23 protein-coding genes and 1 riboswitch are annotated in these 26,229 nt (G+C 51.8%); of the genes, 21 read left to right on the forward strand and 2 right to left on the reverse strand.

The genetic code is table 11. The features are described 5' to 3' along the window. Window positions 1-16: 16 nt before the first annotated feature. Window positions 17-1,042 (reverse strand): spore photoproduct lyase, encoded by a 1,026-nt coding sequence (splB, locus tag JOE21_RS07405; RefSeq protein WP_309864332.1) that lies wholly within the window; start codon window positions 1,040-1,042, stop codon window positions 17-19. Between the two features lie 241 nt (window positions 1,043-1,283). On the opposite strand from splB, the gene JOE21_RS07410 reads away from it, so the two are divergent. The 16 genes from JOE21_RS07410 (at window position 1,284) to JOE21_RS07485 (ending at window position 18,994) form a co-directional block, all read left to right on the forward strand. Next, window positions 1,284-1,958 (forward strand): peptidoglycan DD-metalloendopeptidase family protein, encoded by a 675-nt coding sequence (locus JOE21_RS07410; RefSeq protein WP_309864335.1) that lies wholly within the window; start codon window positions 1,284-1,286, stop codon window positions 1,956-1,958. Window positions 1,959-2,168: 210 nt separating this feature from the next. Beyond that, entirely contained in the window at window positions 2,169-2,462 is a 294-nt protein-coding gene (gene spoIIID, locus JOE21_RS07415; protein ID WP_309864338.1) for a sporulation transcriptional regulator SpoIIID, read from the forward strand. 379 nt (window positions 2,463-2,841) lie between these two features. After that, a complete protein-coding gene (locus JOE21_RS07420) occupies window positions 2,842-3,693 on the forward strand; it encodes a DNA-directed RNA polymerase subunit beta (protein WP_309864341.1) in 852 nt (283 codons plus the stop codon). A 113-nt stretch (window positions 3,694-3,806) separates the two neighbouring features. Further along, window positions 3,807-4,328 (forward strand): CDP-alcohol phosphatidyltransferase family protein, encoded by a 522-nt coding sequence (locus JOE21_RS07425; protein ID WP_309864344.1) that lies wholly within the window; start codon window positions 3,807-3,809, stop codon window positions 4,326-4,328. Between the two features lie 60 nt (window positions 4,329-4,388). After that, window positions 4,389-5,717 (forward strand): NAD-dependent malic enzyme, encoded by a 1,329-nt coding sequence (locus tag JOE21_RS07430; protein ID WP_309864347.1) that lies wholly within the window; start codon window positions 4,389-4,391, stop codon window positions 5,715-5,717. Between the two features lie 382 nt (window positions 5,718-6,099). Further along, complete coding sequence (gene fabZ, locus JOE21_RS07435) at window positions 6,100-6,537, forward strand: 3-hydroxyacyl-ACP dehydratase FabZ (protein WP_309864350.1); 438 nt, start codon at window positions 6,100-6,102, stop codon at window positions 6,535-6,537. A gap of 305 nt (window positions 6,538-6,842) precedes the next feature. Further along, window positions 6,843-7,907, forward strand: a complete 1,065-nt coding sequence (gene wecB, locus JOE21_RS07440) for a non-hydrolyzing UDP-N-acetylglucosamine 2-epimerase (protein ID WP_309864354.1) — start codon at window positions 6,843-6,845, stop codon at window positions 7,905-7,907. A 57-nt stretch (window positions 7,908-7,964) separates the two neighbouring features. Then, window positions 7,965-9,188: a glycosyltransferase family 4 protein gene (locus tag JOE21_RS07445; protein ID WP_309864357.1), complete on the forward strand. Its 1,224-nt coding sequence runs from the start codon at window positions 7,965-7,967 to the stop codon at window positions 9,186-9,188. Between the two features lie 139 nt (window positions 9,189-9,327). Continuing rightward, complete coding sequence (locus JOE21_RS07450; RefSeq protein ID WP_309864360.1) at window positions 9,328-10,350, forward strand: Gfo/Idh/MocA family protein; 1,023 nt, start codon at window positions 9,328-9,330, stop codon at window positions 10,348-10,350. Between the two features lie 26 nt (window positions 10,351-10,376). After that, the gene (locus JOE21_RS07455; RefSeq protein WP_309864364.1) at window positions 10,377-11,480 is read left to right on the forward strand and encodes a DegT/DnrJ/EryC1/StrS family aminotransferase; all 1,104 of its coding nucleotides are present in this window, start codon (window positions 10,377-10,379) and stop codon (window positions 11,478-11,480) included. 64 nt (window positions 11,481-11,544) lie between these two features. Further along, window positions 11,545-12,852 carry a nucleotide sugar dehydrogenase gene (locus JOE21_RS07460; protein ID WP_309864367.1) on the forward strand — a complete coding sequence of 436 codons (1,308 nt, stop codon included), beginning with the start codon at window positions 11,545-11,547 and terminating at the stop codon, window positions 12,850-12,852. 10 nt (window positions 12,853-12,862) lie between these two features. Beyond that, complete coding sequence (locus tag JOE21_RS07465; protein ID WP_309864368.1) at window positions 12,863-13,615, forward strand: acyltransferase; 753 nt, start codon at window positions 12,863-12,865, stop codon at window positions 13,613-13,615. 81 nt (window positions 13,616-13,696) lie between these two features. After that, window positions 13,697-15,166, forward strand: a complete 1,470-nt coding sequence (locus tag JOE21_RS07470) for a lipopolysaccharide biosynthesis protein (RefSeq protein ID WP_309864371.1) — start codon at window positions 13,697-13,699, stop codon at window positions 15,164-15,166. 36 nt (window positions 15,167-15,202) lie between these two features. Next, window positions 15,203-16,630, forward strand: coding sequence for an O-antigen ligase family protein (locus JOE21_RS07475; RefSeq protein ID WP_309864374.1), 1,428 nt, complete (start codon window positions 15,203-15,205; stop codon window positions 16,628-16,630). Continuing rightward, window positions 16,620-17,735 carry a glycosyltransferase family 4 protein gene (locus tag JOE21_RS07480; RefSeq protein ID WP_309864377.1) on the forward strand — a complete coding sequence of 372 codons (1,116 nt, stop codon included), beginning with the start codon at window positions 16,620-16,622 and terminating at the stop codon, window positions 17,733-17,735. The genes JOE21_RS07475 and JOE21_RS07480 overlap by 11 nt, the downstream gene beginning before the upstream one ends. A 5-nt stretch (window positions 17,736-17,740) precedes the next feature. Beyond that, on the forward strand, window positions 17,741-18,994 hold the full coding sequence (locus JOE21_RS07485) for a glycosyltransferase family 4 protein (protein ID WP_309864379.1): 1,254 nt from the start codon (window positions 17,741-17,743) through the stop codon (window positions 18,992-18,994). Window positions 18,995-19,224: 230 nt separating this feature from the next. Here the strand turns inward: JOE21_RS07485 and JOE21_RS07490 are convergent, their stop codons facing one another. After that, a complete protein-coding gene (locus JOE21_RS07490) occupies window positions 19,225-20,181 on the reverse strand; it encodes an LCP family glycopolymer transferase (protein ID WP_309864381.1) in 957 nt (318 codons plus the stop codon). Between the two features lie 167 nt (window positions 20,182-20,348). Between JOE21_RS07490 and JOE21_RS07495 the strand changes: the two genes are divergently transcribed. From JOE21_RS07495 to JOE21_RS07515, 5 genes are all read left to right on the forward strand, one after another. Beyond that, window positions 20,349-21,788 (forward strand): NAD-dependent succinate-semialdehyde dehydrogenase, encoded by a 1,440-nt coding sequence (locus tag JOE21_RS07495; protein ID WP_309864383.1) that lies wholly within the window; start codon window positions 20,349-20,351, stop codon window positions 21,786-21,788. Between the two features lie 360 nt (window positions 21,789-22,148). Beyond that, complete coding sequence (locus tag JOE21_RS07500) at window positions 22,149-23,072, forward strand: NAD-dependent epimerase/dehydratase family protein (RefSeq protein WP_309864386.1); 924 nt, start codon at window positions 22,149-22,151, stop codon at window positions 23,070-23,072. A 156-nt stretch (window positions 23,073-23,228) separates the two neighbouring features. Beyond that, window positions 23,229-23,885, forward strand: coding sequence for a sugar transferase (locus JOE21_RS07505; RefSeq protein ID WP_374709335.1), 657 nt, complete (start codon window positions 23,229-23,231; stop codon window positions 23,883-23,885). Between the two features lie 429 nt (window positions 23,886-24,314). Further along, window positions 24,315-24,425: riboswitch (SAM riboswitch) on the forward strand. Between the two features lie 132 nt (window positions 24,426-24,557). Next, window positions 24,558-25,559, forward strand: a complete 1,002-nt coding sequence (locus tag JOE21_RS07510) for a methionine ABC transporter ATP-binding protein (protein ID WP_309864388.1) — start codon at window positions 24,558-24,560, stop codon at window positions 25,557-25,559. Further along, complete coding sequence (locus JOE21_RS07515; RefSeq protein WP_309864391.1) at window positions 25,549-26,205, forward strand: methionine ABC transporter permease; 657 nt, start codon at window positions 25,549-25,551, stop codon at window positions 26,203-26,205. Before JOE21_RS07510 ends, JOE21_RS07515 begins: the two co-directional genes overlap by 11 nt. Window positions 26,206-26,229 lie beyond the last annotated feature (24 nt).

A 26,229-nucleotide genomic window follows, 5' to 3' on the forward strand; every position in this document is an offset into this window, starting at 1 on the left:
CCCGGAGTTTTTATGTTCACGTGAAGTAGAGAATCTCTGCTTCCGGAAAAAGCTGTTGGATGCTCGATTCCATGTGTTCCTTCAATTCCATCCTCGCCTGCAAGGGGTAGACGTATTTGGTGCGTCCGTAACGTCCCCATTTTTTCTCCCGTTCATCCTCATTCATATCCAATGGGGTTTTGGGGTAGTGTTCTTGGATGATCTGCTTGGCCGTTTTGGTGAACCGGTGTGTGATCAATTCAAAAGTGAGGTCGGCAAAAGACTCATCAGGCAACGCTTTCCGCAGATTCTTCAATAGATGCGTATATCCTTCCTCCCATCCATCAAAGCGGATCAACGGGGCTATGATAAATCCCAAGGGATATCCAGCCCGGGCTACCTTGCCAGCGGCTTCGATCCGTTTGTGGAGCGGGTCCGTTCCAGGCTCGAAATATTTAACCACATGATCGGCATTGATGCTGAATCGAAAGCGGGTGTGTCGGTTATGCTTTGCGTCCAGCATCGAATCTACATGACTGTATTTGGTGACAAATCGTAACCGCCCCCGCTCCTGTTGTCCCATGAATTCGATCGCTTTTTTCAGGGATCCGGTAATATGTTCAATCCCGACTGGGTCAGAGGTGCAAGCGGCCTCAAAACGAGTGATTTCAGGCAAACGCTCCTGAATATACTTTTCAGCGCTCTGAAAGATATCTTCCAGGTTGACGTAGACACGGACGTAAGGACGCTTTCCCATAGTGGTCTGCAGGTAGCAGTAATGACAGTGTCCCATACATCCGGTGGCTAATGGGATGGCGTACTCCGCCGAAGGTTTGGAAGTATCAAAGGTCAATGTTCGACGTACACCCACAACCAGCGTATTTTTGGCGTGACGATACTTTTGCAGTTCGGTTTCTCCCGGAATTCCACGGACTTGGTTGTGAGAGGTGGTCTCCAGGATCGGAATGCCGCTTTTTAGGTATCGTTGGTACAATTCTTTGCCGAGGGGATATTCCAAGGCACGCGGTTCAAAATAAATTCGATCAGGTTGAAAAAGCTTCATCATATCACCATCTGTTATGATTCTCAACATCAGTGTAAGAATAAGTGGAAATTATTTATTCGTTTACCAGCAATCATACACCGCGAATGGGAATTATTTCTATCCCGCGCTTGATTGGTATGAATTTAATATAAATAAGAAGAAAAAAAGAAAAACAATCTCCTATTAACAGGAAAAATAGATGTGAAAAGGTATAAAAGCCCGGGGCCATGTCCACAATGGATCCTGAGGTGATAACCAAATGAAACCTGAGGACAATAAACCGAACAAATCGGTTGAAAAAATCTCCAGTCTCAAATGGAAGCGTCTGTTTTCGAAAAAATGGTTTTTCCCCGCCGTCTATTTGGCAGCCGCAGCACTTATTCTCAGCCTGGTGTGGTGGTATCAGGGAGCCCAGGACCTCAATGTCACCAACCCCAACACGGGCTTGGAAAAAGAGTGGGGACAAGAGCCGGTACCTGCCAGCCAACAGGCGGAAAATATGCGCCTTCCTTTCCAGGAAGATGCCGAAGCGGTGGAAACCATGGGTTACTATGATGAAGCCGGTTCTGAAAAATCGAAACAAGCTGCGTTGATCAAATACGCCAATACTTATTGGCCCCATTCCGGCATCAACTATGCGCGCAAAGACGGAAAAACCTTTGATGTCCTGGCAACCCTGGACGGTAAAGTGGTTCGGGTGGAGGAACACCCCTTGAATGGACAGCAAGTGGAATTGGATCATGGTGATGGTCTGATGACCGTATACCAAAGCCTGGATCAGATTCAAGTGAAAGAGGGACAAACCCTTTCACAAGGTGATGTCATCGGCAAAGCCGGCCGCAATAAGTTTGAAAAAGAAGCCGGTATCCATTTGCACTATGAAGTCAGAAAAGATGGCGAAGCCGTCAACCCTGCTTCTTATCTGAATGACTAATATTAAAACCCCACCTTATTGGAGGTGGGGTTTTCTGTTTTTTTCAGTCGTTTCCCCTAAATTTGAGAATGTATCACCATCCCTGGCCATAAATCTGAAAAATCGGTTAAGAAAACGAGCAAATGAGCTTGTCACGGCTTGTTAGATGAGAATAACCGGAAAATGCCCTCATATAATGTACCAGACATTGAGGAGAGGGAGGCGAGGGGAGTGCATGACTACATCAAAGAGCGGACGATTAAAATTGGGCGTTATTTCGTGGAAACCCGCAACACCGTCCGCAAGATCGCAAAAGAGTTTGGGGTTTCCAAAAGCACCGTGCATAAAGATTTGACAGAAAGGCTGCCCGAAATTAACGCCGATTTGGCCAATCAGGTAAAAGAAATACTGGAATACCACAAATCGATTCGTCATCTTCGCGGTGGAGAGGCAACCAAGGTAAAATACAAGCGATCCCGGCCGCAAACGGAAAAAAAGGATTTGGAAACCACCGCAAAGGTTTAGGTTGAATGGAAGCACACCCCGCCCATGATACTCCACAATTACACATATGGAACGATCATCCGGGTTTTTCGTTTACATAAAAGGGCTGATGTCGTCCCGATCCCGGACTGATCTTACAGATGAACGTCTAAGGGTGGAAGGGCTCCTACATTCCACCTGGTTTCTGTTTCATCCTTTTGGCCGAAAATTGAACAACCCGTCACGAACAGTCCCGATGGAGTGGACTTCAAAATCCACTTACGATATATTCTATCTATGGAGTGACAACGTTGATGGATGATAAAAACGGCTACATAGATGATGATACGAGACAGTGTGATGGACGAGCTTCCGGCAAAGTCACGAGAGAAAATCAAGCTGCTCGGAGAGGATAACCAACATGCAGGGGAAAGAGCAAAAGCAACCCCGTGAACGGGGAGAGGAACAGAACGAACAACGCTGGAACGAGGAAAGGGATCGTCCGCCACATCAGGATGATAAACTCGTCTCGGAACAGGAACAGCCTGCTGAAACGGGTGGGCCTCCGGATGAGGAAAAGGTGGACAAGGACGGCGAAGAACAGGTGGAGTTCACCGCTGCAGGAACGGAAGAGCTTCCTGACGGCAAGGACGATGGTGGCGACGCGGTTGAATGGGAACGGGATCAAGAGCAGGCGATTTTAGATCAGTGGAACTTACCCTCCCCTGAAGCCCCCGCTTCTGAAGAGTCGTCTGATCAGGCTGGGGACGAGAAACAGGACCCTCAAGCAGAAAAGGAAGAGGCGGACTCCATTCCGGAGCCGGGTGAGGCGAATGAAGAGGGAGACATGAAGCAAAAGCCAGCCGGTGAGTTGATATGGAAAAAAGGATCGGACGGCGATGAAAAGGACTCCCGTCTTGAGGAACCGGCGGATCCATTACCAGCGGATCCACTGCCGCAGGAAAAGGAAGAAGAAAAGAACTCCCATCCGTTAGAAGAAGAGATCGATGTGCCCACATATGTCCCTTATCCGTCAGACTCACCGTTGCCTGTCCCTGATACGGAAAAGACGGAAGAAGCAGATTCGGCCAAACGGCAGATTCCTACCGTATGGAAAGTGCTATCATTTCTCTTTTTGGGACTTCCTCTCTTGGCTGTGATCGCTTTGGTGGGTGGCTTGTTAATCGGCTACAGTGTGGTGGGGGACGACCCTGTCGGTGATATTTTTTCACGCGATCTCTGGCAACATTTGTATAATATGATCTACGGGTAGGAAAAGACCCGTCCCCGCTTGCTTGCGGATGAGACGGGGTCTTTTTCATGTCGTAGATTCGGGTCAATACCGGGTATAATACACGGTAGACGTTTATGGAGGAGGGACCCGGAGTGAATGTGCCCAACATGATCACCTTGTTTCGCTTCACCCTGATCCCTTTGTATTTGCTCTTATTTTTTTCAGATATACCCAATCGGATGATTTGGGCTTTTGGGGTCTTGTTGTTGGCGGGCTTGACGGATGTGATCGATGGTTATCTGGCTCGTCGAAACCATCAAGTGACACAGTTGGGCAGTATGTTGGATCCTTTGGCTGACAAGTTGATGATGTTGGCCGTCTTTCTTTCCCTCCTCCTGACGCAGCGGATCGGTCTGGCTGCCGCAGTGGCCATCTTTTCACGGGACCTGGGGATGATCATTGCGTCTGCTTTTTTTCACTTTCGGGGCAAAACAACCGTTCCTGCCAATGTGATGGGTAAATTGACCACAGTCATGTATTATGTGGCTTTGTCCTTACTGATGTTTGATCAGCCTGGTGCGGAGCAATTCCTGTGGGGAGTCATCGGCTTTTCCTTCATTACCTCTTTTATTTACCTCTTTCAGTTTAGGTTGTTGAACCAAAAATTAATGTGAGAACCATTTGCGTCAGGTTGATGAACTCATTGTTTTTTACGTTATTGGAGGTGCTTTTCTTTGCCGGATAGAAACATCATTCGTTCTCTTTTTGTAGAAACGCCATCTGTACCAGGAAATCTGGGTAAGGTGGCCACCGCGATCGGAATGGCGGGCGGGGACATCGGGGAAGTGGAAACGGTTCAGGTGGGACCCACTTCCACGATGCGGAACATTACCATCCATTGTGATGACCACGAACAACTGGAACAGGTGTTGTCGGCCGTCAGAGAATTGGGTGGCGGTATTCTTCTGCATACGGTGTCCGACGATGTTCTCCGGGCTCACGAAGGTGGTAAAATCCAGATGAAAAGCCGCCTCGATATCCGTTCTTTGGCTGATTTGCGGCGGGTGTACACGCCCGGTGTCGCCGATGTGTGTCGGACGATCCAGGAAGAGCCGGATAAAGCGAGGATTTATACCAGCATCGGCAACTCAGTGGCCATTGTTACCGATGGTACGGCGATTTTGGGGCTGGGTGATATCGGGCCATTGGCAGGCATGCCAGTAATGGAAGGAAAAGCGGCCCTTTTTGACCGATTTGTCGGAATCAGCGGGGTCCCCATCTTGCTGGACACCAAGGACCCGGACAAAATTGTGGAGACCGTTAAACAGATCTCGCCTACTTTTGGCGGCATCTTGTTGGAGGATATTGGATCTCCTCACTGTTTTGAAGTGGAGGCACGTCTAAAAGAAGCGTTGTCCATCCCCGTGATGCATGACGATCAGCATGGGACGGCAGTCGTGACTTTGGCGGCAGTTATTTCTGCCTGTCAAAGTGCGGGTGTCCAACTGAAAGAAGCGTCGGTTGGACAGATTGGTTTGGGGGCCGCTGGTTTAGCCATCGCCCGCATGTTTCGAGCATATGGAATTGAGCGGGTATACGGGGCGGATAAGTCGGAAGTAGCCAAAGAAAGGCTGCGGGAGTTCGGTGGAGAGCCGGTGGATGGTCTCAGTCAATTGATGGAGCGTGCCGATATCGTTGTGGCAACCACTGGTGTTCCCGGACTGATCCGGCCTGAATGGGTTCGTCCCGGCCAGGTGATCCTCGCTCTGTCCAATCCCAAGCCGGAAATCGAACCGGAGGTGGCGCTGGAAGCAGGTGCCGCCTATGCCGCCGATGGACGGTCGGTCAACAATGTGTTGGGCTTTCCGGGAATCTTCCGCGGTGTACTGAACGCCCGAGCGCGGGAAATTACCCATCCGATGCTGGTGGCGGCAGCGGAAGCCATTGCTGGATATACCAAAAAAGGTGAGCTGGTTCCACATCCGCTGGATCCCCGGGTGCACCAGGAAGTGGCGCAGGCAGTGGAAACAGTGGCCATACAGCAGAAATCATCCATTCAGTAAAGAAAAAGGGCACCAGAGGGAATCTCCGGTGCCTTTTTATTTGAACCCTTCGCCACTAGTAAGCGAGGGACACCGTTTATTGTAGTACCTCCCTTTACACTTCATACATCCAAAAGGGGAGGAAAGAACGCCCTTTTTTCGACAGGGGGGGTGGTTGTCCCGCCAATCGACAATTAGGGAGGCTTCCGCCCCATAGTAGAGAATGCCCTTTTTAGGACGACAATTGGGAGGGGGCTCAGCCCCATAGTTAGAGGTTGTGGTACAATCAGGTCGGGCAAGCTTGCCACTTAAGAGACTGCCACAAAGGGCCGACAGTTCCCCTGAGGACTACACCAAAACCGAAATGGCTGTCTTCGCCAAACCATTGGAAGGAGAGTCACACATGGAAGCGGATATTACCAAGATTCAGGAAGTGATCCCGCATCGATACCCATTTTTGCTGGTGGACCGCATTTTGGAATGTGAAGAAGGGAAACGGGCGGTTGGTGTGAAAAATGTGACTGTAAACGAACCGTTTTTTCAAGGACATTTTCCGGGATATCCAGTGATGCCGGGTGTTTTAATCGTGGAAGCCTTGGCTCAAGTGGGATCCTACGCTGTATTGAGCTTAGAACAAAACCGCGGTAAAATCGGCTTTTTCGCCGGTATCGACCGATTTCGGTTCCGCGATCAGGTGAAACCGGGGGATACGCTCCATATGGAGGTGGAAATGCTTCGTTTGCGGGCTTCCATGGGAAAAGGAAAAGGAGTGGCCCGTGTCGGAGATCGAGTGGTTGCGGAAGGAGAGTTAATGTTTGCCATCCATGAGGCGGGGCGGTAAAGGCATCGCTGCTCCGATTGTTTGGGGATGAATGGACAAACCCATATGTCATATGGTTAAAGGTACTGCGCCAATGCGTGGTACCTTCGTTCTGCCGCTTATGGGCCTGTCTGGTAATTCATTTTTCTGCGGAAAAAGGGAGGGTTCGTATGGCTGGCGGAGAGCCTTTGCGCTTTTTGCAACGAAACGAAGACAGCCATACCAACCCGGGATTTCGCCCTACGGATTGTTAAGACACGCCCTAGGGTATTTTTCTGATATCGGAATGAAAAACGTGTTGTAAAGAAATAGTGGGAGGGAAAACCATGAAAGTGATTACCTTGGTGGGTGCACGTCCCCAATTTATCAAGGCGGCGCCAGTTTCAAGGGAACTCAGATGTCATGCTTACGAAATATTGGTTCATTCAGGTCAACATTATGACTCGGTCATGTCAGATGTATTTTTTGAGGAACTAAAGATTCCTTCGCCTGATTACCATTTGGGTGTGGGTTCCAAATCCCATGGATCGCAGACAGGAGAAATGTTGTCCCAGGTGGAAAGGGTACTGATGGACGAAAAGCCGGATTGGGTGTTGGTGTACGGGGATACAAATACCACTTTGGCGGGGGCGTTGGCCGCAGCTAAATTGGATATCCCTGTCGCTCATGTTGAGGCGGGTCTGCGCAGCTTCAACCGACGGATGCCGGAAGAGATCAACCGAGTGCTGACAGACCATGTTTCCCAATTGTTATTCTGCCCGACAGACACGGCTGTGCGGCATTTAAAGCGTGAGGGGATCCATGAGGGCGTTCACCAGGTGGGGGATGTGATGGTGGATGCTCTTCTTCATAACCGTCAGTTGGCAACAGAGCGCTCCATCGTCTTGGAGAAACTAGATGTGGAGCCAAAGGGATACATATTGGTAACCTGGCACCGGGCGGAAAACACCGATGATCCGGTTCGGCTGACTTCCATCGCTGCGGCACTGAACGCGTTGGACCGCCCCGCCGTGTTGCCTCTCCATCCACGAACTCGCCATCGGTTGGAGCAGGCGGGGCTGACTCTGAACAATCCGAAACTTCAATTGTTGCCACCTGTCGGCTATTTGGATATGTTGCAATTGGAAGCAAACGCCTCCCTTATTCTGACGGATTCCGGGGGGGTACAAAAAGAAGCGTTCCTCCTGCGGGTACCTTGTGTGACCATGCGGGATGAAACGGAATGGATGGAGACAGTGGAACAAAAAGCGAACCGACTGGTCGGTGCGGATGATCAAGCCATTCTGCAGGCGGTCGATGAAATGAAAGTTGATTTTGATCACGTCCGGCCCGTTTTTGGAGACGGACGGGCATCCCGGCGAATCGTGGAGATATTGGCGAATCAGACCTAACGCACCTGAATTTCCTCTTGTCTGAGTTGCTGACAGAAAGGAAGAATGGATGCGCCCATGAATCTAAACGTAATGGTCATTTCCCATATGTATCCCAATCCGGCTAACCCCATGTCCGGCATTTTTGTCCATAATCAAGTCAAAGCCCTGGCAAAAGAAGGTGTTCATCTTCGTGTGGTTTCGCCGATTCCCCACTTCCCCTTCTATCCCAAATGGCGTAATTACCGTAAATTCCCGACAGCTGCCACGATGGCTGAAATCCCGATTTGGTATGTTCCGACCTGGATGTTTCCGGGTGGATTCTTTTTCTCGGCTTATGGGTATTTCTATTACTCCTCCCTTTTCCGTGTGGTTTCCGAACTGTGGAAGGCATCGCCCTTTGACCTCATCCATTGCCATACCATTTATCCTGACGGTTATGCAGGAACGCTGTTGAAAAAAACATTCGGTGTGCCTGTTATCACAACCATCCATGGTTCGGATATCCGCCTCTATCCTTACAAAAGTGTAGGTGTGTACCAACGGACGGAAAAAGCTCTCAGAAATAGTGATCACGTGGTGACTGTGAGTGAACGGCTGAAACGAGATGTTCAGAAATGGTCCACCGGAGTGGAAGTGAGCACCATTCATAACGGCTTTGATCCGGAACGCTTTTTTCCGTGTGCGCAACAGGATGCCCGTGAACGCCTGGATCAGTCCCCTGACGGAAAAATCATACTGTTCGTCGGGAATCTATACAAAGTAAAAGGTCTGTTCGATTTGTTGGATGCTTTTGCAGGATTGGCCCAACGGCACCCGGATGCACAATTGGTATTGGTGGGAGATGGTCCGCTCCGGTGTGACTTAATCAAACGGTCTCGGGAGATATCCATTCATGATCGGGTTCACTTCATCGGTCGCAGGCCTTACGATGAGATTCCATTATGGATCAATGCCAGTGATGTCGTTACTCTATCCAGCTTGAGCGAGGGGCTGCCCTCCATTGTGCTGGAAGCGATGGGGTGCGGGAAACCGGTCGTTGCCACCGATGTGGGTGGAATTTCGGAGGTCGTGCAACACGGGAAGACCGGTTTTCTGGTGCCACCGCGTCAACCGAAAGAGTTGGAGCAACATCTGGAGATTGTGTTGATGGACAACGAGGGCCTCAACATGGACATGGGGGAACGGGCCTATACCGAGGCGGGTGCTTTCACCTGGAAGAGGAATGCCGAGAGGATGATGGACTTGTATCTCCAGATGACGGGAAAAGCTGCTTGTAAACAAAACGATGAGTTTTTGTAAAGATTGGTTTCGGGATAGCCAAAAAAATTTCTTTTGTGTTACATTGAAACTGTTATTTTGTAATCTGATTGTAACAAAGAGAAAAAAATAACCATCCCTGTCTCTTTTAGCACGGGATATGAAAAAAGAGGAGGGTCACATGATCCATTACGCCATTGTGGGATGTGGACACATCGCCAACAAGCATGTGGAAGCGATCCGAGCGGCTGAGGGGGCGGTGTTAACCGCCGTATGTGATCGTGATCCAAGTCGAATGGAGCCTTTTTTGGCAAAAGGGATCCAATCTTTTACCGATATGGGAAGGATGCTCGCATCCACATCTGTGGATGTCGTCAATATCTGCACACCCAGCGGTTTACATGCTCCCCTGGCTATTCAAGCAGCGAATGCGGGCAAACACGTCGTGGTGGAAAAGCCGATCGCATTAACCTTGGAAGATGCAGATGCCATCATCCAAGCATGTGAAGGCAATGGTGTACAATTGGCTGTCGTACATCCCAATCGATTCAGGCCGGTGATGAAAGAATTGCGCCGTCGGGTGGATGCCGGCGCATTTGGGCGGTTCAGTCACGCCAATGCAACGGTTCGTTGGAATCGAAACCAGGAGTATTACGATCAAGCTCCCTGGAGGGGAACCCGGAAGATGGACGGGGGCGTTCTGATGAATCAGGCCATCCACAACCTTGATTTATTATTATGGCTGATGGGGGATGTGGAGGAGGTTTTTTCTTACCACGAGACCCGACTTCGTGATATCGAAGCGGAGGATGTCTCCGTTTCCGTCCTTCGCTTTACGAGTGGGGCGCTGGGGGTGATTGAAGCGGCGGTTACACTCTATCCGCGTAATTTGGAGGAAACCCTTTCCCTGTTCGGGGAATCGGGCACGGCGGTGGTGGGTGGATCCACAGCAAACTGGATTCGGGCTTGGGCGTTTGGGGATCAGACCGAAAGGGAACGCGAAGAGACGATCTACCGGATCGATCACGATCCGTACGGGCAACCGGGACATCACGCGATTATCCAGGATATGACCGATGCGGTTCGGGAAAATCGGGTTCCGGCTGTCACCGGTAAAGACGGGCGGAAAGCGTTGGAATTGGTACTTGCCTGTCAACGATCGGCAGAATGGGGACGGCCGGTCTCCTTGGATGCGCTTCGATGAAATGCTAACCAGAAGGGAGCCGGACGATGAACGACATTCCGTTATTGGACCTGAAAGCCCAATATCATTCCATCAAAGAGGAACTGAATCAGGCGGCCATCGGTGTGATGGAAAGCGGCCGTTATGTGTTGGGACCGGAGGTGGCTGCACTGGAACGGGAAGTGGCGTCTTTAAGCGATGCCAAACACGGCATCGGTGTGGCTAACGGAACGGACGCGTTGCTGCTTGCGTTGGATGCGATGGGAATCGGACCGGGCGACGAAGTGATCACATCCCCCTTCACGTTTTTTGCCACGGCGGAAGTAATCTCCCAACGGGGTGCCACACCGGTGTTTGTCGATATCGATCCCGATACCTATAATCTGGATATTCATCAATTGGAAGAAAAGGTGACGGCTCGTACCAAAGCGGTGATTCCCGTTCATCTCTTCGGTCAGCCGGCAGATATGGATCCGGTGAATGCGATCGCCGGGCAATACGGGCTGTGGGTGTTGGAAGATGCCGCCCAGGCGATCGGGGCCCGTTATAACGGCGCTCCAGTCGGTTCTCATGGACACGCCGCTTCCTACTCCTTTTTCCCGACCAAAAATCTGGGTGGGTATGGAGACGGTGGAATGATTGTGACCAGTGATGATGAATTGGCGGAGAAAATTCGCATTCTGCGTGTTCACGGCAGCAATCCCAAGTACTATCACAGTATGGTCGGCTACAACAGCCGGTTGGACGAATTACAGGCAGCCTTGCTGCGGGTCAAGCTGAAATATCTTTCCCGCTGGAATGAAGACCGGCGTGAACGGGCGATGTTATACGACCGGTTGTTGGAGGGACTGCCGGTGGTTCGACCTGTTGCGGTCGGCAACCGCATACATATCTATCATCTGTACATCGTCCAGGTGGAGGATCGGGAGGGGATGGCCGCCCACCTGCGGGAACGGGGAATTGCCACTGGTGTGTACTATCCGGTACCGTTGCATCTGCAAAACGTATACCGGGGATTGGGATACGATGAAGGAGATCTGCCAGTGGCCGAAGCCGCCTCCAAGCGGACTCTCGCTTTACCGCTCTATCCGGAAATGGAAGAAGAGATGGTGATGCGTGTAGCCGATGCAGTAAAAGAGTTCTTCTCCTAAGGAAACGAACATCCAATTTCGGTGAGAGGTTTCAACAGATCCGGTTGGAGTGGGGGTGGGCGAGATGGAAGATGCATTGGTAAAGATCGATCAAAAAACAGCCGTGATCGGCGTGGTGGGTCTGGGGTATGTGGGGTTGCCTCTTGCATTGGAAAAAGCGAAAGCGGGCTACCGTGTCATTGGTTTTGACATCCAGCAAAAACGAGTGGACATGGTGAACCGGGGAATCAATTATATCGGCGACATCGTGGATGAAGAGCTATCGGATATTGTCCGTCAAGGACGCCTGAAGGCTACGACGGATTATTCGGATATCCAAGATGTGGATGCTGTTTCCATCTGTGTACCTACACCGCTGGACTCATACCAACAACCGGATACTTCCTATGTGGAAGCTTCCACACGGGAAATCGCTAAACGCTTGCACCCCGGGATGTTGGTGGTGCTGGAATCAACCACCTATCCCGGCACAACGGAGGAAGTGGTCCGCCCCATCCTGGAGGAAGGGGGCCTGAAAGCGGGAGAGGATTTTTATCTTGCTTTTTCCCCGGAGCGGGTGGATCCCGGCAATAAAGTTTATAACACCAAAAATACGCCAAAAGTGGTAGGAGGGGTGACGCCGGCCTGCACACGAGTGGCTGCTTCTTTATACCGCCATGTACTGGAAGGGGAAGTATTTGAAGTCTCCAGTCCGGCTGTGGCGGAGATGGAGAAGATTCTGGAAAATACTTTTCGAAACATTAATATCGCCCTGGCCAACGAAATGGCCATCCTTTGTGACAAGATGGGAATCGACTATTGGGAAGTGGTGGAGGCGGCTAAGACCAAGCCTTACGGTTTCATGCCTTTCTATCCGGGGCCGGGATTGGGTGGACACTGTATCCCGATCGACCCCTACTACCTGACCTGGAAGGCCCGGGAGTACAAGTACCATACGCGTCTAATTGAGCTTGCCGGCGAAATCAACAATTACATGCCCGAATTCGTCGTGGAACGGGCGATGAAGATCCTCAACCGTCACGGCAAGGCGATGAACGGGGCCCGGGTTTTTATTCTCGGTTTGGCCTATAAACGGGATATTGATGATATGCGTGAATCCCCGGTGATTCCTATTATCCGGCAACTGGAGCACCACGGTGCGGATGTGCGGGTAAGTGACCCGTACATCCATACTTTCCAGCTGGACGGCAAGACGTATGAAAGTGAAGCGGTAACCGCCGACAGGCTGGAGGAAGCCGACCTGGTTTTGATCACCACCGATCATTCTGATTTCGATTATCCGCTGATCGCCAAGCGGTCGCGGGCCATCTTTGACACCCGGAATGCATTGCAGGGTGTAGAATTGATCGACGCCGATTATGAAAAAATTTAGGGGTGGGAAAATGAACCAGATCGTTCATCCTACAGCCCGACTAGGTAAAGGGGTGGAGTTGGGGTACTTTGTTGTTATTGAAGAAGGGGTGGTTTTGGGCGATAATGTCACCGTCGGCCATCATGCCATCCTGCATGCGCATGCCGTGATCGGGGAAGGAACATGGATCGCCGATCATGCCGTGATCGGCCGGTGGCCCCGGCCGGCCAAAACCAGTACGGTGCGGGTGGATCCCGATCTTCCGGCATTTAGTATCGGAGAAGGGAGCACGATCGGGGCGAATGCCGTTTTGTACCGTGGCAGTCAATTGGGACGTGAAGTCCTCGTAGGGGACCAGGCCTTTATCCGAGAGCGCTGCCTGATCGGAGATCGCGTGGTGATCGGAAGAGGTGTCGCGGTGGAAAACCAGGTGGAGATCGGATCCGACACCAAAATACAAACTGACGCGTATATCACCGCCTATTCCCGACTGGAAGACCATGTGTTTATCGCACCTGGGGTAATGACCACCAATGACAACTTCATGGGGCGGACCGAAGAGCGTTTCCTGCACACTCGGGGACCCGTGGTCAGACGGGGGGCCCGGGTGGGAGGCGGTGCCGTCCTGTTGCCGGGTATTACAGTGGCCTCGGAGAGTTTTATTGCTGCCGGCGCCGTGGTTAATCGGGATACGGAAGAAGCCACCGTTTATGCGGGGGTGCCTGCCAAGCCGATACGGCCGGTACCTGCGAGAGAGAGATTGTCTCCGCCGAACGACTGTTAGGAGGCGGGTGGTTACCCCGGGGGGAACGTTAGAGGGACGAGCGAGTGGTTGCGCGGAGGCAAAGTGGTAAAGGGGAACGGTATGCTTACAAAGATCAAACAGCTATTCTCCGACTCGACGGCCTTCGCCTTGGCCTTGATGGGGAACAAAATCGTGGCTTTTCTGTTGGTTCCCGTATATACCCGGGCCCTGGACCCGACACGTTTCGGGGATTGGGATATGACCAACACGATCGCCATGGTGCTGACGTATTTCTGTATGCTGGGTTTGGATACGGCGCTTGCCTTTTACTTTTTTGACGCAAAAGATGAGAAAGATCGCAATGGCTACTTTACCGCTTCTGTCTTTGTACCGGTAATGATCAGCCTCGTTTTTCTCGCTGTTGCGGCTGTGGTCAGCAAACCGACAGCCAATCTGTTATATGTGGAACCCGGAGAGTACCCCAACCTGTTGTTCCTGGCGGTACTGGTGATCGTCTTTAATGTGATCATCCAGCAAACCCTGGCGTATGCCCGTTTTGCCCGTCAGGTAAAAACCTTTATGATCGGCAGTATGGGTTATGTAATCGGCTCTTCCCTTTCCAGTGTTTATTTTGTGGTGGTGCAGGAAGCCGGTGTGGTGGGGATCTTTTACGGGCAGATTTTCGCCCAGTCCATCGCGGCTGCCATCTTGTTGTGGCATTATCGGGATAAATTTACGCTCGCGGTTGAACAGCGGCATGTGCGGAACTTGTTATCATACGGGATTCCTTTGTTGCCGGCCTTGCTCGCTTTTTGGGTGATGAACGCCATGAGCCGTCCGATGATTTACCACATGGTTTCACCGGAGGAAGCAGGTGTGTTCGGCTTGGCGGTACGTTTCGCCAGCGTGATCGCTCTGTTGACCGCCGCCTTCCAGCTGGCATGGCGCCCTTTCTCCGTTTCTATCAAGGATCGGGAAGACGCCCAACGCATCTACAGTTTGCTGGGCCGTTCCTTTCTCGTGATCGGAACTTTTTTCATCCTCTTCTTGACCTTCTTTATTGAACCCATCATTAAGATCGTTGCCGGGAATAAGGACTTCTTTGATGCTTATCCTTATGTGTGGATGTTGGCTTTGGGAACCGTACTAAATACCATGCATCTGATTGTGGGTGTGGGACTCTTGATCAACAAAGAAACCAAAGCCATCTCCAAGACCTTCATGGCTGCCGCCCCGCTGTACTTTGTGGGGAACCTGCTGCTGTTGCCATTGATCGGAGCCTGGGGAACGGGGATTATGACGGTGGTTACCTACCTGTTCGCTTTTTTGTCCATTTATCGGAAAGGGCAAAAAATCTACCCCGTCGATTTCCGGATGAAATCCATGCTGGCGTATTTGGTTCTCTACCTGGCCGTCATGGCGGGGATCACGTGGTTCCAGGTCAACGGTTGGGGCAGTCTCTGGCTCATCTACGTCGGAGCTACCTTGTTCATGATGTTGGCCATCTTCCTCACCGGCTTGTTTAATAAAGAGTCCATCACCATGATTCGCCGGCTGTTGCCGCTGCGCAAAAACAATAAGAGTCTGTAAGCCTGCCTAATCTTGTAGGAAAAAGGTGAATTCCGCATGAGTTCGCTTCTGATGCCGAGACAACCTCCGCTTCGTCTCCTGTTTCATCTGATGGTGGCTTTTGCCCTGCTGGGTCCCACCCTGGGCGTTCCTTTGCCCGGTTTTAAGATGACCCTGTTCCGAGTTGTCTTCATCCTGTTGGTGGCGGGGATCTTGGTTCAATGGGTGAAGCAAAAGCCATTCCTGTTCGGCCATCTGATGCCGGTTCGTTGGTTTGCGGCGTTTTCTGCTTTCTGGTTTTTCTACGCCGTCGTTTCCTTGACTTGGGCAGCCAACCTTCCGTATGGAATCCGCTATGTTACATTTTTGGGAACCATGCTGTTGTTGGCTCTGTCCTTCCCTTTTTTTCTCAAGGAAAAGGAAATGCTGAAACAATCGGCTCGGGTGATGTTCGGGGTTTTTTCCATCCTGGTTGTCTTCGGCATTATTGAAGCACTCACTTTCTTCCATTTACCGTCTTCCCGGTACTATGGTACCGATGCCAGCGCGGTCACCTCTTTTTTCACCAATCAGAACGACTTTGCTACGGCGATTACGCTGGGTCTTCCCTTTCTGGCCGCTGCGATGGTGCTCTTGCCGCTTACCCGCAAAGCAAAGGCGCTGGTTTATGGGGTGGGAGTGATCGCTTTGTCCTGCCTGTTCATCACCGGCTCCCGCAGTAACAGCATGTTTGTATTGCCGCTGGTGACGGGTTTGTGGCTGGTATTCATTCCCGTGGCGCTTCCGCGTGAACTATGGTGGAACCGAAAGAATCTATGGCGGGGGGGCCTGTTGTTGGTGGTGGCCGCTCTGTTGGTGACGGGACTAGTCTCCACCCTGCTGTCCGAGCACACCAGAAACAAGTTGGGGACTTCGATGGGGATTATCCAGGATCTGCAGGGGAATTGGGCTTATCCCGGTGAAGGGGACGAAGGCTTCGAGATGGATGGGGTTGCCTCAGGGGATCAGAGTGTGGCCATCCGTAAATACCTGATCGCCAACGGTTGGGTGTTTTTGAAGGAAAGCGATTATCTCGGTGTCGGTGCCGGCAATGTGGAGCACTATATGGCAGGAGCCCCGGGAGTGAGGGACAAAACCAACATCCACAATTGGTGGATGGAGGTACTGGTCAACTTTGGTGTTTTGGTATTTCTCTGCTATATCGGACTGTATGGATGGATGCTGTGGAGACTGTGGCTGTTGTCCAATCAGCGAAGGCGACCGGGGCTTTCTCCCTGGGTTCGCTGGGGAGCCGTCTCCTCCCTCATTGCGTTGACCGGCTACGTGCTTGGGGGGATGGCTCCCAGCACCGCCATCCATTTCACGCCGATGTGGGTGGTTCACGGGTTCGCCTTGGCGGTGATTGTCCTGGGGGAGTGCAACAGGAGTACGGCGGACCAACAGGATGTGCACATGGAAAGTAGAGAGGGTACCTATGAAAGGTAAAGCCGTCATTCTCAGTTCGGTGCATCGCTGGAACGATTCGCGTATCTTCCACAAGCAGGCGGTTTCCTTGGCTCGTGCCGGTTGGTCGGTGGAACTTCACGCTTTGGCCGACTTCGAGGAAAGGATGGAACAGGGTGTTCATATCATCGGGCTCTCTTTTCCTAAAAACAAATGGGTCCGTCTAAAGAGCGGCCGGGAATTGTTCCGGCGGGCGCTTGCCAGCGGGGGAGATCTCTTTCACATCCATGATCCCGAGTTGCTGCCATGGGCGGTGGGCATCCGGCGTCGGACCGGTAAACCGGTTATCTATGACGCCCATGAAGACCTTCCCCAACAGATTACGACCAAGCTGTGGATTCCCCCTTGGGTTCGACCGTGGCTTTCACGGGTGGCCGACAGGGTTGAAAAAGGGATGGCACGCCGCTTGTCGGCGGTGGTGACGGTAACCGAACCGATTGCGAAGAAGTTTTCCCGTGTGGATCGGGTATCGGTGATAAAAAATTACCCCTTGCCTATCCGGACAGGGGAGAGGGAACAGGGCGGACCGCTCCGCATCCTGTATGTGGGGGGCATCTCCTATCTCCGGGGTTATCGGGAAATGATCGTCATGATGGATCACCTTCCAAAAGAGCTGGGAGCGGAACTGCATCTGATCGGTCCGTTGCAGCACATCCGTCCAGAGGATCGAGATGAAGCAGCCCTGAAAGAGAAAAAGGTCTTCCTCCACGGCCGGATTCCGTTTGGAGACGTGCAGTCATGGCTTTTGTCCGGTAGTGTTGGTCTAGTATGCCTTCATCCGGTGGAAAACTACCGGGAATCCCTGCCCATTAAATTATTTGAGTACATGGCAGCGGGTTTGCCGGTCGTGGCGACGGATTTCCCTCTGTGGAGGGGGATCCTGGAGGATAGCGGAGCCGGGGTGACCGTGGATCCGCTGGATCCCGTGGCGATGGCACGGCAGGTGGCTGCTTTGCTTCAGGATCCGGACCGACGTCGGTACATGGGAGAGCAGGGGCGAAAAGCCTTTTCCGACGTTTATAATTGGTGTGCCGAGGAGAAGAAGTTAGTAAGGCTTTACCAGGAGTTGACTGAAACCGGGGAGTGAGAAGCGTGCGTATTTGGGTTGCCAACCATTATGCCGTACCGCCTAACATGGGCGGAATCACTCGACATTTTGAATTGGCACGGGAATGGGCGGAACAAGAGGATGCGGATGTGACATTATGGCTAAGCTCCTTCAACCACTCCCGACGTCGCTTTATCGATGAAGAAGCGAAGCGTGACGGCGAAACGGTACCGGGTTTGAAGTTACAATGGCTGTGGTCGTTTCCTCATGATGGAAATGATTCGCGACGGGTGGTGAACATGGTCAGCTTTGCCCTGCTCTTTTTCCTTCAGGGCTTGTTTCGGGCTCGACCTCATGTTCTCTTGGCTTCGTCCCCCCATTTGTTGACACCCTTTGCCGGGTGGATGCTGGCCAAGCTGAAGCGCTGTCCCTTTGTATTAGAAGTGCGGGATTTGTGGCCGGACACGCTGATTAAGATGGACGGCCTCCACCAGACGTGGGTGGTAAACGCGCTGTTGTGGTTAGAGTCCTTTCTCTATCGAAAAGCCGATAAAATTGTGGTTCTGACGGAACATCAGCGCCGCTTCATCCGGGACAAAGGGGTGGATCCGGCCAAAATCACTCTGGTGCCCAACGGTATCCGAATGGATTCCTGGAAACCCTCCCCCGCCCGGCGGGAGGAGTACCGCAGGCGGATGGGAGTGGCGTCCGATCAGTTTGTCGCTCTTTATGCGGGTGCTCATGGTCCGGCCAATGCATTGGAACATGTGGTGCTGGCAGGTGTTCACCTGCCCGACGGATATGCCATTGTGTTGATCGGCGACGGTCCGGAAAAGGATCGGCTGTGCGCGCTCAAACAAGAGAAGGGACTGCACAATGTTCATCTGTTGGAACCGGTCCCCAAAGGGGAAGTGTTTCGATATATCGAAGCGGCAGACTGTGGAATTATCTCCCTGAAAGACAATGAGATTTTTCGCGGTGCCAGGCCCAATAAGTTATTCGACTATATGTATGTGGGCAAACCCATCGTCTCCACAGTGGACGGCGAAGTGCGGGAGATCATTGAGAAAAACGGGGTGGGTGTTTTCAGCGGTGCAGAAGATCCGAAAGGGTTGGCAAAAGCGTTGATGAGCCTTCGCGGTCAGAAGCAGGGAAAGCGGGATACGATTGCCGAGAATGGTCGTCGTTATATTCATACCTTCGGTAACCGCCAACGTTTGGCCAGCCAATTGTATGGGGAGATGAAGGGATTGATGGTGAGGGAAATGAAATCAGTGAAAGAAATCAAACGGATGTAAATTAAAAAACCGCAGGCAGCCGCCTGCGGTTTTGGTTCGGTCGGTATCGGATCCATCCGGTAGTCAGAACCCGGGTCTTCATTTCGCCTTCAAAAGCACATAGCGAGGCAGGGGAACGAAAGTAACCCAGGCGAGATTGGTGCAGGATGAGTGCAAAGGCCGGCCAAAGGCGACATGGTCCTCCCTCGTTTTCGCGAAAAAAGACAGCCTAGAGCCTGTCTGGTTGTTCCTCAGCGACCGGCATGTGTTTTTTCGGCGGGCAATTCCAGATGTTCCCGCAACTCCAGTTGGATCCGCGCCTTCTCTTCGTCCGACACGACATAGTAGAAGATACGGTCGATCCGTTTGTTTTCCCCTTCAATGGTTAAAGTCTCGATCTTTTTATTTCCCAGCTGCTTGTAGATTCCCTGCAATTGCAAGAGGTCCACAGGTGAAATGTCCGTGGTTACATTTTCCCCGATTTGGCCGAGAACATCGTCCCACTTCGACCAGGAAGAGGCGGACGTCCCCTTCTTCAGGATGCCTTTGATAACCTGTTGTTGGCGCTCATTGCGTCCGAGGTCGCCTCGGGGGTCGTCTTTGCGCATTTGCGTAAAACGGAAGGCGGCATCTCCGTCCAGAAGCATCGGTCCTTGTTGGAAGTGGTAATCCTGGAACTCGAAATCAAAGGGAACGTCCACTTCCACGCCGCCCAATTCGTCAATGATCCGGCTGAATCCTTTCATATTCACTTTGGCATAGTGATCAATGGGAATATCCAGAAACTCCTCTACGCTGGTAATGGCGAGCTCCGTGCCGCCAAAGGCGTAAGCGTGGTTGATTTTGTCATATCCCGCCCGTCCCGGAATGACCGTATAGGTATCCCGGGGAATGTTCATCATTTTCACCGTTTGTTGTCGAGGATTAATGGTCATCACGATCATGGTATCGCTCCGACCTTTATCGTTTTTCCGCTCGTCCACCCCCAACAATAGGATCGAAACGGGATCTTCCGTAATTTTCACCTTACTGTCCCGCTTTTCAGATTTTTCTCTGGTCGGCGGTTCATAGGCTTGGTTCATCGCTTGATAAACTTGATATCCATAATAGCCGAAAACTGTCAGGGCGATAAAAAAGACGGATACCAATAGATAGAGCCACAGGCGTCGTCGTTTGACCGGTTTGACCGGCGGGTTTGGGTCGCTCAATGGTTACCCCCTCTTTCTGTCTCTTTGTTTCAATCTCAGGAATATTTTACGGGAGGTGTCGGATAGGGACAAGGCTAATCATCACAGAAATTGGCCAGTTTTGAGTGGAAGCAACGGGGAATGCATATAAGAAATCGCATCGTCGGTGGAAAGGAGTATGAAGGAATATGGATCAACCTTACGGCCTCTTTATCAATGGAGAGTGGACACCCGCTGTGGATAGGCGAACATACAACGTAACCGATCCGGCTACCGGTGCAGTTGTGGGTATCTGTGCTGATGCCGGAGAAATGGATGTCAAACGGGCTATCGATGCAGCGGACCGGGCCTTTCCCGAATGGGCGAAAACGACGGCGAAGGAACGGGCTGAATGTTTACGCAAGGTATATGATGGGATGCGTCGTCTGGAGGAAGAACTGGCGGAGATGATGACTCGGGAACAGGGAAAACCGTTGGCGGAATCCCGGGGTGAGGTGCGCTATGCCGCTGATTTCGTGGAATGGAGTGCCGAGGAAGCCAAACGAATTTATGGGGAAACGATACCGGCTTCCTCTCCAGATAAACGGATATGGGTGCACCGACAGCCCGTCGGTGTGACGGCGGCCATCACTCCCTGGAACTTTCCGGCCTCCATGATCACACGCAAGATCGCTCCCGCATTGGCGGCGGGGTGTACCGTCGTGGTCAAGCCGGCGCAACAGACACCACTGACCGCCTGTCGCTTGGTGGATCTTTTTCATGAAGCGGGTTTTCCCGACGGGGTTGTCAACCTGGTTACCGGCACCGATGCCGCCGCCATCGGCGATGCGTTGCTGAAGGATGAACGAGTGCGCAAAGTAGGATTCACCGGCTCTACGGAAGTGGGAAAAATCCTGATGCGCAAAGCAGCGGATACGGTTAAGAAAATCAGCTTGGAGTTGGGCGGTCATGCCCCTTTTATCGTCTTTGAAGACGCCGATCTGAAGCGGGCGGCTGAACAGGTGTCGGCCAGCAAATTCCGCAACGCCGGTCAAACGTGTGTCTGTGCCAATCGAATCTATGTCCATGAATCGGTAGCGGACACCTTTACCCGTTTATTGGGGGCTGAAGCAAGTCGGCTGAAGGTGGGAAACGGGTTGGAAGAAGGAGTGCAAATCGGACCTTTGATTGATAGGGCTGCGGCAGACAAAGTGGAAGGGCATGTGAAAGATGCCCTGGAGAAAGGGGCCCGATTGGTGGTGGGTGGAACCCGGCTATCCGAAGGCGATGTTCATTTTTTTGAGCCAACCGTACTGGCTGATATAACAGATAACATGCGCATCCAACAGGAAGAAACCTTCGGTCCCGTTGCTCCCATTCAGACTTTCCGCACAGATGAGGAGGCGATTGCCAAAGCGAACGACAGTCGGTATGGGTTGGCCGCTTATTTTTACACACAGGATCTCAGCCGTACGATCCGGGTAGCCGAAGCGTTGGAATTTGGTATTGTGGGTGTGAATGACGGTGTCCCTTCCACGGCACAAGCGCCATTTGGCGGCATGAAGGAGAGCGGATTGGGACGGGAGGGCGGACGTTACGGTGTAGAGGAATTCCTAGAGACAAAGTACATTTCACTGGGTCTAAAATAATGGAAATAGTAAGGGACGATCCCCTGTTCTGGAATCGCCTTTTTGCATGTTCACTGAATCGTCACATATAAAGGGATGGATGGGTGTAATCTACGGTACGGTGGGGAGGAGACTCACCTCTGCTGTCCGATCAAAGGGGCAGGCAGGTTAAAAATGACAATTCGGTGGATAGGGGAACTTTCACGGAAGTCTTTCCGTTTGTATGATTATAGAGAACGGCTTTGAAGTCGGGTCAGTGAATCGTGTTTCACACCTGCGACAGCGGCAAGCAGTGTAAACCGCAAAGAGCGGGGGCTGACGCCTCCGTCCATATTTCCTCCCCATGTCGAAAGGCAGGGGTATTCATTTGGAGGAACACGGATGAAAGTTTTGGTGACCGGGGGCGCGGGATTTATCGGCTCCCACATTGTGGACCAACTGTTGGAAGCAGGACATGAACCGATCGTGGTGGACAATTTGATTACCGGAAACGAGCGTTTCCTGCATGGTAAGGTCTCTTTTTATCGGGTGGATATTCGTGATGAACAGGTGGAAGATGTATTCCGGCAGGAACGTCCGGTTGCCGTCATTCATCAAGCGGCTCAATCCAGTGTGCCTGTATCTGTCGATGAGCCGGTTCATGACGCTGAAATTAATATTAACGGAACCATCCGTCTGTTGGAGGCATCCCGGAAGTTTGGAGTGGAGAAATTTATTTACGCCTCATCGGCTGCTGTATATGGAAATCCCTGCTACTTACCCATTGATGAGGCTCATCCGACTCAGCCCCTTTCTCCCTACGGGATCTCCAAGTTTACTCCGGAGTATTACATCAAGGCCTTTCAGGAGCTGTACGGGCTTTCCTATACGATCTTCCGCTATGCCAATGTTTACGGACAACGCCAAATGAGTACGGGCGAAGGAGCGGTAATCGCCATATTCTTGGATCGCCTATTACGGGGTCTTCCGCTCCGGATCGATGGGGATGGTGAACAAACGCGTGATTATATCCATGTGACGGATATCGCGGCAGCCAATGTGTCCGCTCTCACCCGGGCCGACAATCAAACACTGAATATCGGGACCGGCATTTCCACATCCATCAACAAGCTGGTGCAATTACTGGGCCAGCTTTCAAACGAGCCCGTCACGGTCTCGTATGGGCCTCCGCGGGCGGGGGATATTAAGCACAGTTACTTTGATATCCGCGCTGCGCGCCAGCATTTGGATTTTAAGCCCCGGATCCCGTTGGAGCAAGGGTTGAGACAGACGGCAGACTACCTTTTGCAAATCAAGGGTATATAAAGATGGCGCCGGGGTCGTAATATTTCTGTAAAGTTATCGTAAAATAAGCTCAATCGCTTATTGCCAATGCGGTGGAACTCCAGTATACTGGTTACCAGTCGAGATATCCGTTGACTGTCTTTATTTCATCATTATTACGGCAGGAGTGGTTTGCGGATGCGTTCAAAAGCGATGGCTTACGAAAGCGATTCGCAAGCGCGAATGGACGGTTTACAACCCTATCATAAGCAGGCCGGTCTGTACCCTGTGGTGAAACGCGTGTTTGAAGTGACGTTTTCCATCGCGCTCTTATTGTTTATTCTTCCTGTCTTGGTGTTGACGATGATCGCGATTAAACTGGAATCCAAAGGTCCGGTTTTTTATAAGCAGGAACGGGTGGGCTTTAACGGTCGGCCGTTCCAAGTCATTAAACTGCGGTCGATGCGGTTGGATGCTGAAAAAAACGGGCCGCAATGGGCAGCCAAGGATGATCCCCGCGTCACCCGCGTGGGTCGCTTTATCCGCAAAACCCGCATTGATGAAGTGCCACAGCTGATCAATGTGTTGCGGGGAGATATGAGCTTGATCGGGCCGCGTCCGGAGCGTTGGGTGTTTACGGAGAAGTTCTCCAAGGAGATCCCTGGATTCAAAAAGCGCTTGATAGTCAAACCTGGATTGACTGGTTGGGCTCAAGTGAATGGCGGTTATGATGCCACTCCCAAAGAAAAATTTTCCATGGATATGTACTACATTCAGAAACAGTCCTTTACCTTGGATATGAGAATTTTGTACCGGACGGTGTGGGTTGTTCTTTCAGGCAGTGGTGCCCGTTAGGAAATCAGTCCTCAAAACAGCAACGAAGGGTTGCCGACCGGCAACCCTTTTTATTCTTCCGTTATCGGTTATACCCTGATAAACCCTGTATGGGCATTCCCCTCGATCAAAAAACCAGCCTAAGGGTGAGGTAAAACAAAAACCACAGGGGAACACTCATCCATGTTGCATTGAAAATGCCCAGCAAAAACGATTTACCAACAACCGGGTAATTCATATGGGGCACCCCCAAGTACCTCTTATTGACTATATTATACGGCAAATCTTCCGTAAATAGTGGGGAGACCCGCATTTGTAAAGGAAATGTAATGCAGCAGTAAAACCCTTAACAAAACGCTGTTAATGGACATTTATTCCAGACAATGCTTCGTTGACGTCATGATATTCTCATGCTAAAATCAACATTGTTTATGTGAATACATGGATTTTCTCTTATCCAGAGTGGTGGAGGGACTGGCCCGATGAAGCCCGGCAACCGACCGCAAGTAGCGGTTAAGGTGCCAATTCCTGCAGAACCGTGAGAGTTCTGACAGATGAGAGAGAGGAGCGCTTCAAACCATCCTTTCTGTGCATCTGCCAGAAAGGTTTTTTTATGTTTACAAAACCCGGGAACGAAGGGACCGAGGCGAAACGGATGCTGTAAAGTGCCTAAGGGTAAGGCGGTGGTGGTTCATGATTGAGTTGACTGACATACACAAGGAGTTTCCGGCACAGGATGGAAGTGGTCCGGTATCGGCCCTTTCCGGGCTGGATATCCATGTTAAAAGAGGAGAAATATTTGGGATTATCGGCAGGAGTGGAGCCGGAAAAAGCACCCTCCTCCGTATGGTGAACGGGTTGGAAACGCCAACGTCAGGAGAGGTACGAGTGGACGGTCAAGCCATCCACCGATTGCGTGAGCAGGAGTTGCGGCAGGCACGGCTGGGAATTGGGATGATTTTTCAACATTTTAATCTGCTGTGGTCACGGACGGTTCGGGACAATATCGCGTTTCCCCTGGAAGTGGCGGGAAAGCCCAAAGATCAGATCCGGGAGCGGGTGGAGGAGTTATTGGAACGTGTCGGATTAAAGGAGCGGGCGGACGCTTATCCGTCCCAGCTCTCCGGCGGGCAAAAGCAGCGTGTAGGCATTGCCCGCGCGTTGGCCAACGAACCGAAAGTATTGTTATGTGATGAGGCCACGTCCGCCCTTGATCCGGAGACGACTTCTTCCATTCTCCAATTGTTGCGGGAGATTAACCGGGACACGGGGATTACGCTGCTGTTGATCACCCACGAGATGAGCGTCGTTCAATCCATCTGTCAGCGGGTGGCTGTCATGGATGAGGGAAAAGTGATTGAAACCGGGGATGTAAAGGAGATATTTGATCATCCACGGCATTCCGTTACCGCCCAATTTGTCAAGCAAACCTTATTGGGAGATCCAGAACGATCGGCGAGCGGGCGAGAGTCGGGAGTCTGGTTTCGTTTGCCATTGGATCAATGGGCTTCCGTCCTGCCCGATTTACGGAAAGAGGCGCTTGAACAGGGTGTTCGCCTTCATGTGGTTGCCGGTGAGTTGACGGGAGAAGGATTGGTCACCGTTTCCCTGAAAGGGGAGCCGTCAGCGGTGGAAAATGTAGCGGAGCGGTTCCGGAAGCAGTCGGTGGAGGAGGTGGCGGCAGGTGTTTCATGAAGTGGATTGGTCCCTGGTTTGGAAAGCCACGGGAGAAACCGTCTATATGGTGGGAATCTCCACGTTTTTTACGGCACTATTCGGTATTCCGCTGGGAATCCTGCTGGTGGTGACCGACCGGGGACAATTGGCCGCCCAACCCTGGCTGCAAAAAATAGTGGCTGTCTTTGTCAACTTCTTCCGTGCGGTGCCTTTTATTGTTCTGGTGTTGTTTCTGTTTCCTGTCGCTCAGTTTTTGGTAGGAACGACCTTGGGCCCGACAGCGGCTACGATTCCCTTAATTGCGGGAGCTGCCCCGTTTTATGCCCGTATGGTGGAGACGGCTGTGCGTGAAGTGGATAAAGGGGTAATCGAGGCGGCTCGTGCAATGGGCAGTACCAAATGGCGGGTTGTGATGCGGGTATTGCTGCCGGAAGCGACACCGGCCCTGGTGTCGGGGCTGACCGTCACCTGCGTCACGCTGATCAGTTTCTCGGCGATGGCCGGTGTGGTCGGCGGCGGTGGACTAGGGGATGCCGCATATCGCTTCGGCTTCCAATCCTTTAATAATTCGATGTTAGTAGTCTGTGGCATTTTGCTGGTGTTACTGGTGCAAATCGTTCAGTGGGGCGGCGATCGATTGTCCCGCCGATTGGATAAAAGATAAAAAAGGATGAGGAGAGAAATCGTG

This window comes from Desmospora profundinema (assembly GCF_031454155.1).
GTDB classification, from domain to species: Bacteria; Bacillota; Bacilli; order Thermoactinomycetales; family DSM-45169; genus Desmospora; species Desmospora profundinema.

Excerpts from the sequence above, each read along its gene's own strand:
- splB (WP_309864332.1), bottom strand. The coding sequence starts at position 1,042 with ATGAAGCTTTTTCAACCTGATCGAATTTATTTTGAACCGCGTGCCTTG.
- JOE21_RS07410 (WP_309864335.1), top strand. The coding sequence starts at position 1,284 with ATGAAACCTGAGGACAATAAACCGAACAAATCGGTTGAAAAAATCTCC.
- JOE21_RS07420 (WP_309864341.1), top strand. The coding sequence starts at position 2,842 with ATGCAGGGGAAAGAGCAAAAGCAACCCCGTGAACGGGGAGAGGAACAG.
- fabZ (WP_309864350.1), top strand. The coding sequence starts at position 6,100 with ATGGAAGCGGATATTACCAAGATTCAGGAAGTGATCCCGCATCGATAC.
- wecB (WP_309864354.1), top strand. The coding sequence starts at position 6,843 with ATGAAAGTGATTACCTTGGTGGGTGCACGTCCCCAATTTATCAAGGCG.
- JOE21_RS07445 (WP_309864357.1), top strand. The coding sequence starts at position 7,965 with ATGAATCTAAACGTAATGGTCATTTCCCATATGTATCCCAATCCGGCT.
- JOE21_RS07450 (WP_309864360.1), top strand. The coding sequence starts at position 9,328 with ATGATCCATTACGCCATTGTGGGATGTGGACACATCGCCAACAAGCAT.
- JOE21_RS07455 (WP_309864364.1), top strand. The coding sequence starts at position 10,377 with ATGAACGACATTCCGTTATTGGACCTGAAAGCCCAATATCATTCCATC.
- JOE21_RS07460 (WP_309864367.1), top strand. The coding sequence starts at position 11,545 with ATGGAAGATGCATTGGTAAAGATCGATCAAAAAACAGCCGTGATCGGC.
- JOE21_RS07465 (WP_309864368.1), top strand. The coding sequence starts at position 12,863 with ATGAACCAGATCGTTCATCCTACAGCCCGACTAGGTAAAGGGGTGGAG.
- JOE21_RS07470 (WP_309864371.1), top strand. The coding sequence starts at position 13,697 with ATGCTTACAAAGATCAAACAGCTATTCTCCGACTCGACGGCCTTCGCC.
- JOE21_RS07475 (WP_309864374.1), top strand. The coding sequence starts at position 15,203 with ATGAGTTCGCTTCTGATGCCGAGACAACCTCCGCTTCGTCTCCTGTTT.
- JOE21_RS07480 (WP_309864377.1), top strand. The coding sequence starts at position 16,620 with ATGAAAGGTAAAGCCGTCATTCTCAGTTCGGTGCATCGCTGGAACGAT.
- JOE21_RS07495 (WP_309864383.1), top strand. The coding sequence starts at position 20,349 with ATGGATCAACCTTACGGCCTCTTTATCAATGGAGAGTGGACACCCGCT.
- JOE21_RS07500 (WP_309864386.1), top strand. The coding sequence starts at position 22,149 with ATGAAAGTTTTGGTGACCGGGGGCGCGGGATTTATCGGCTCCCACATT.
- JOE21_RS07505 (WP_374709335.1), top strand. The coding sequence starts at position 23,229 with ATGCGTTCAAAAGCGATGGCTTACGAAAGCGATTCGCAAGCGCGAATG.
- JOE21_RS07510 (WP_309864388.1), top strand. The coding sequence starts at position 24,558 with ATGATTGAGTTGACTGACATACACAAGGAGTTTCCGGCACAGGATGGA.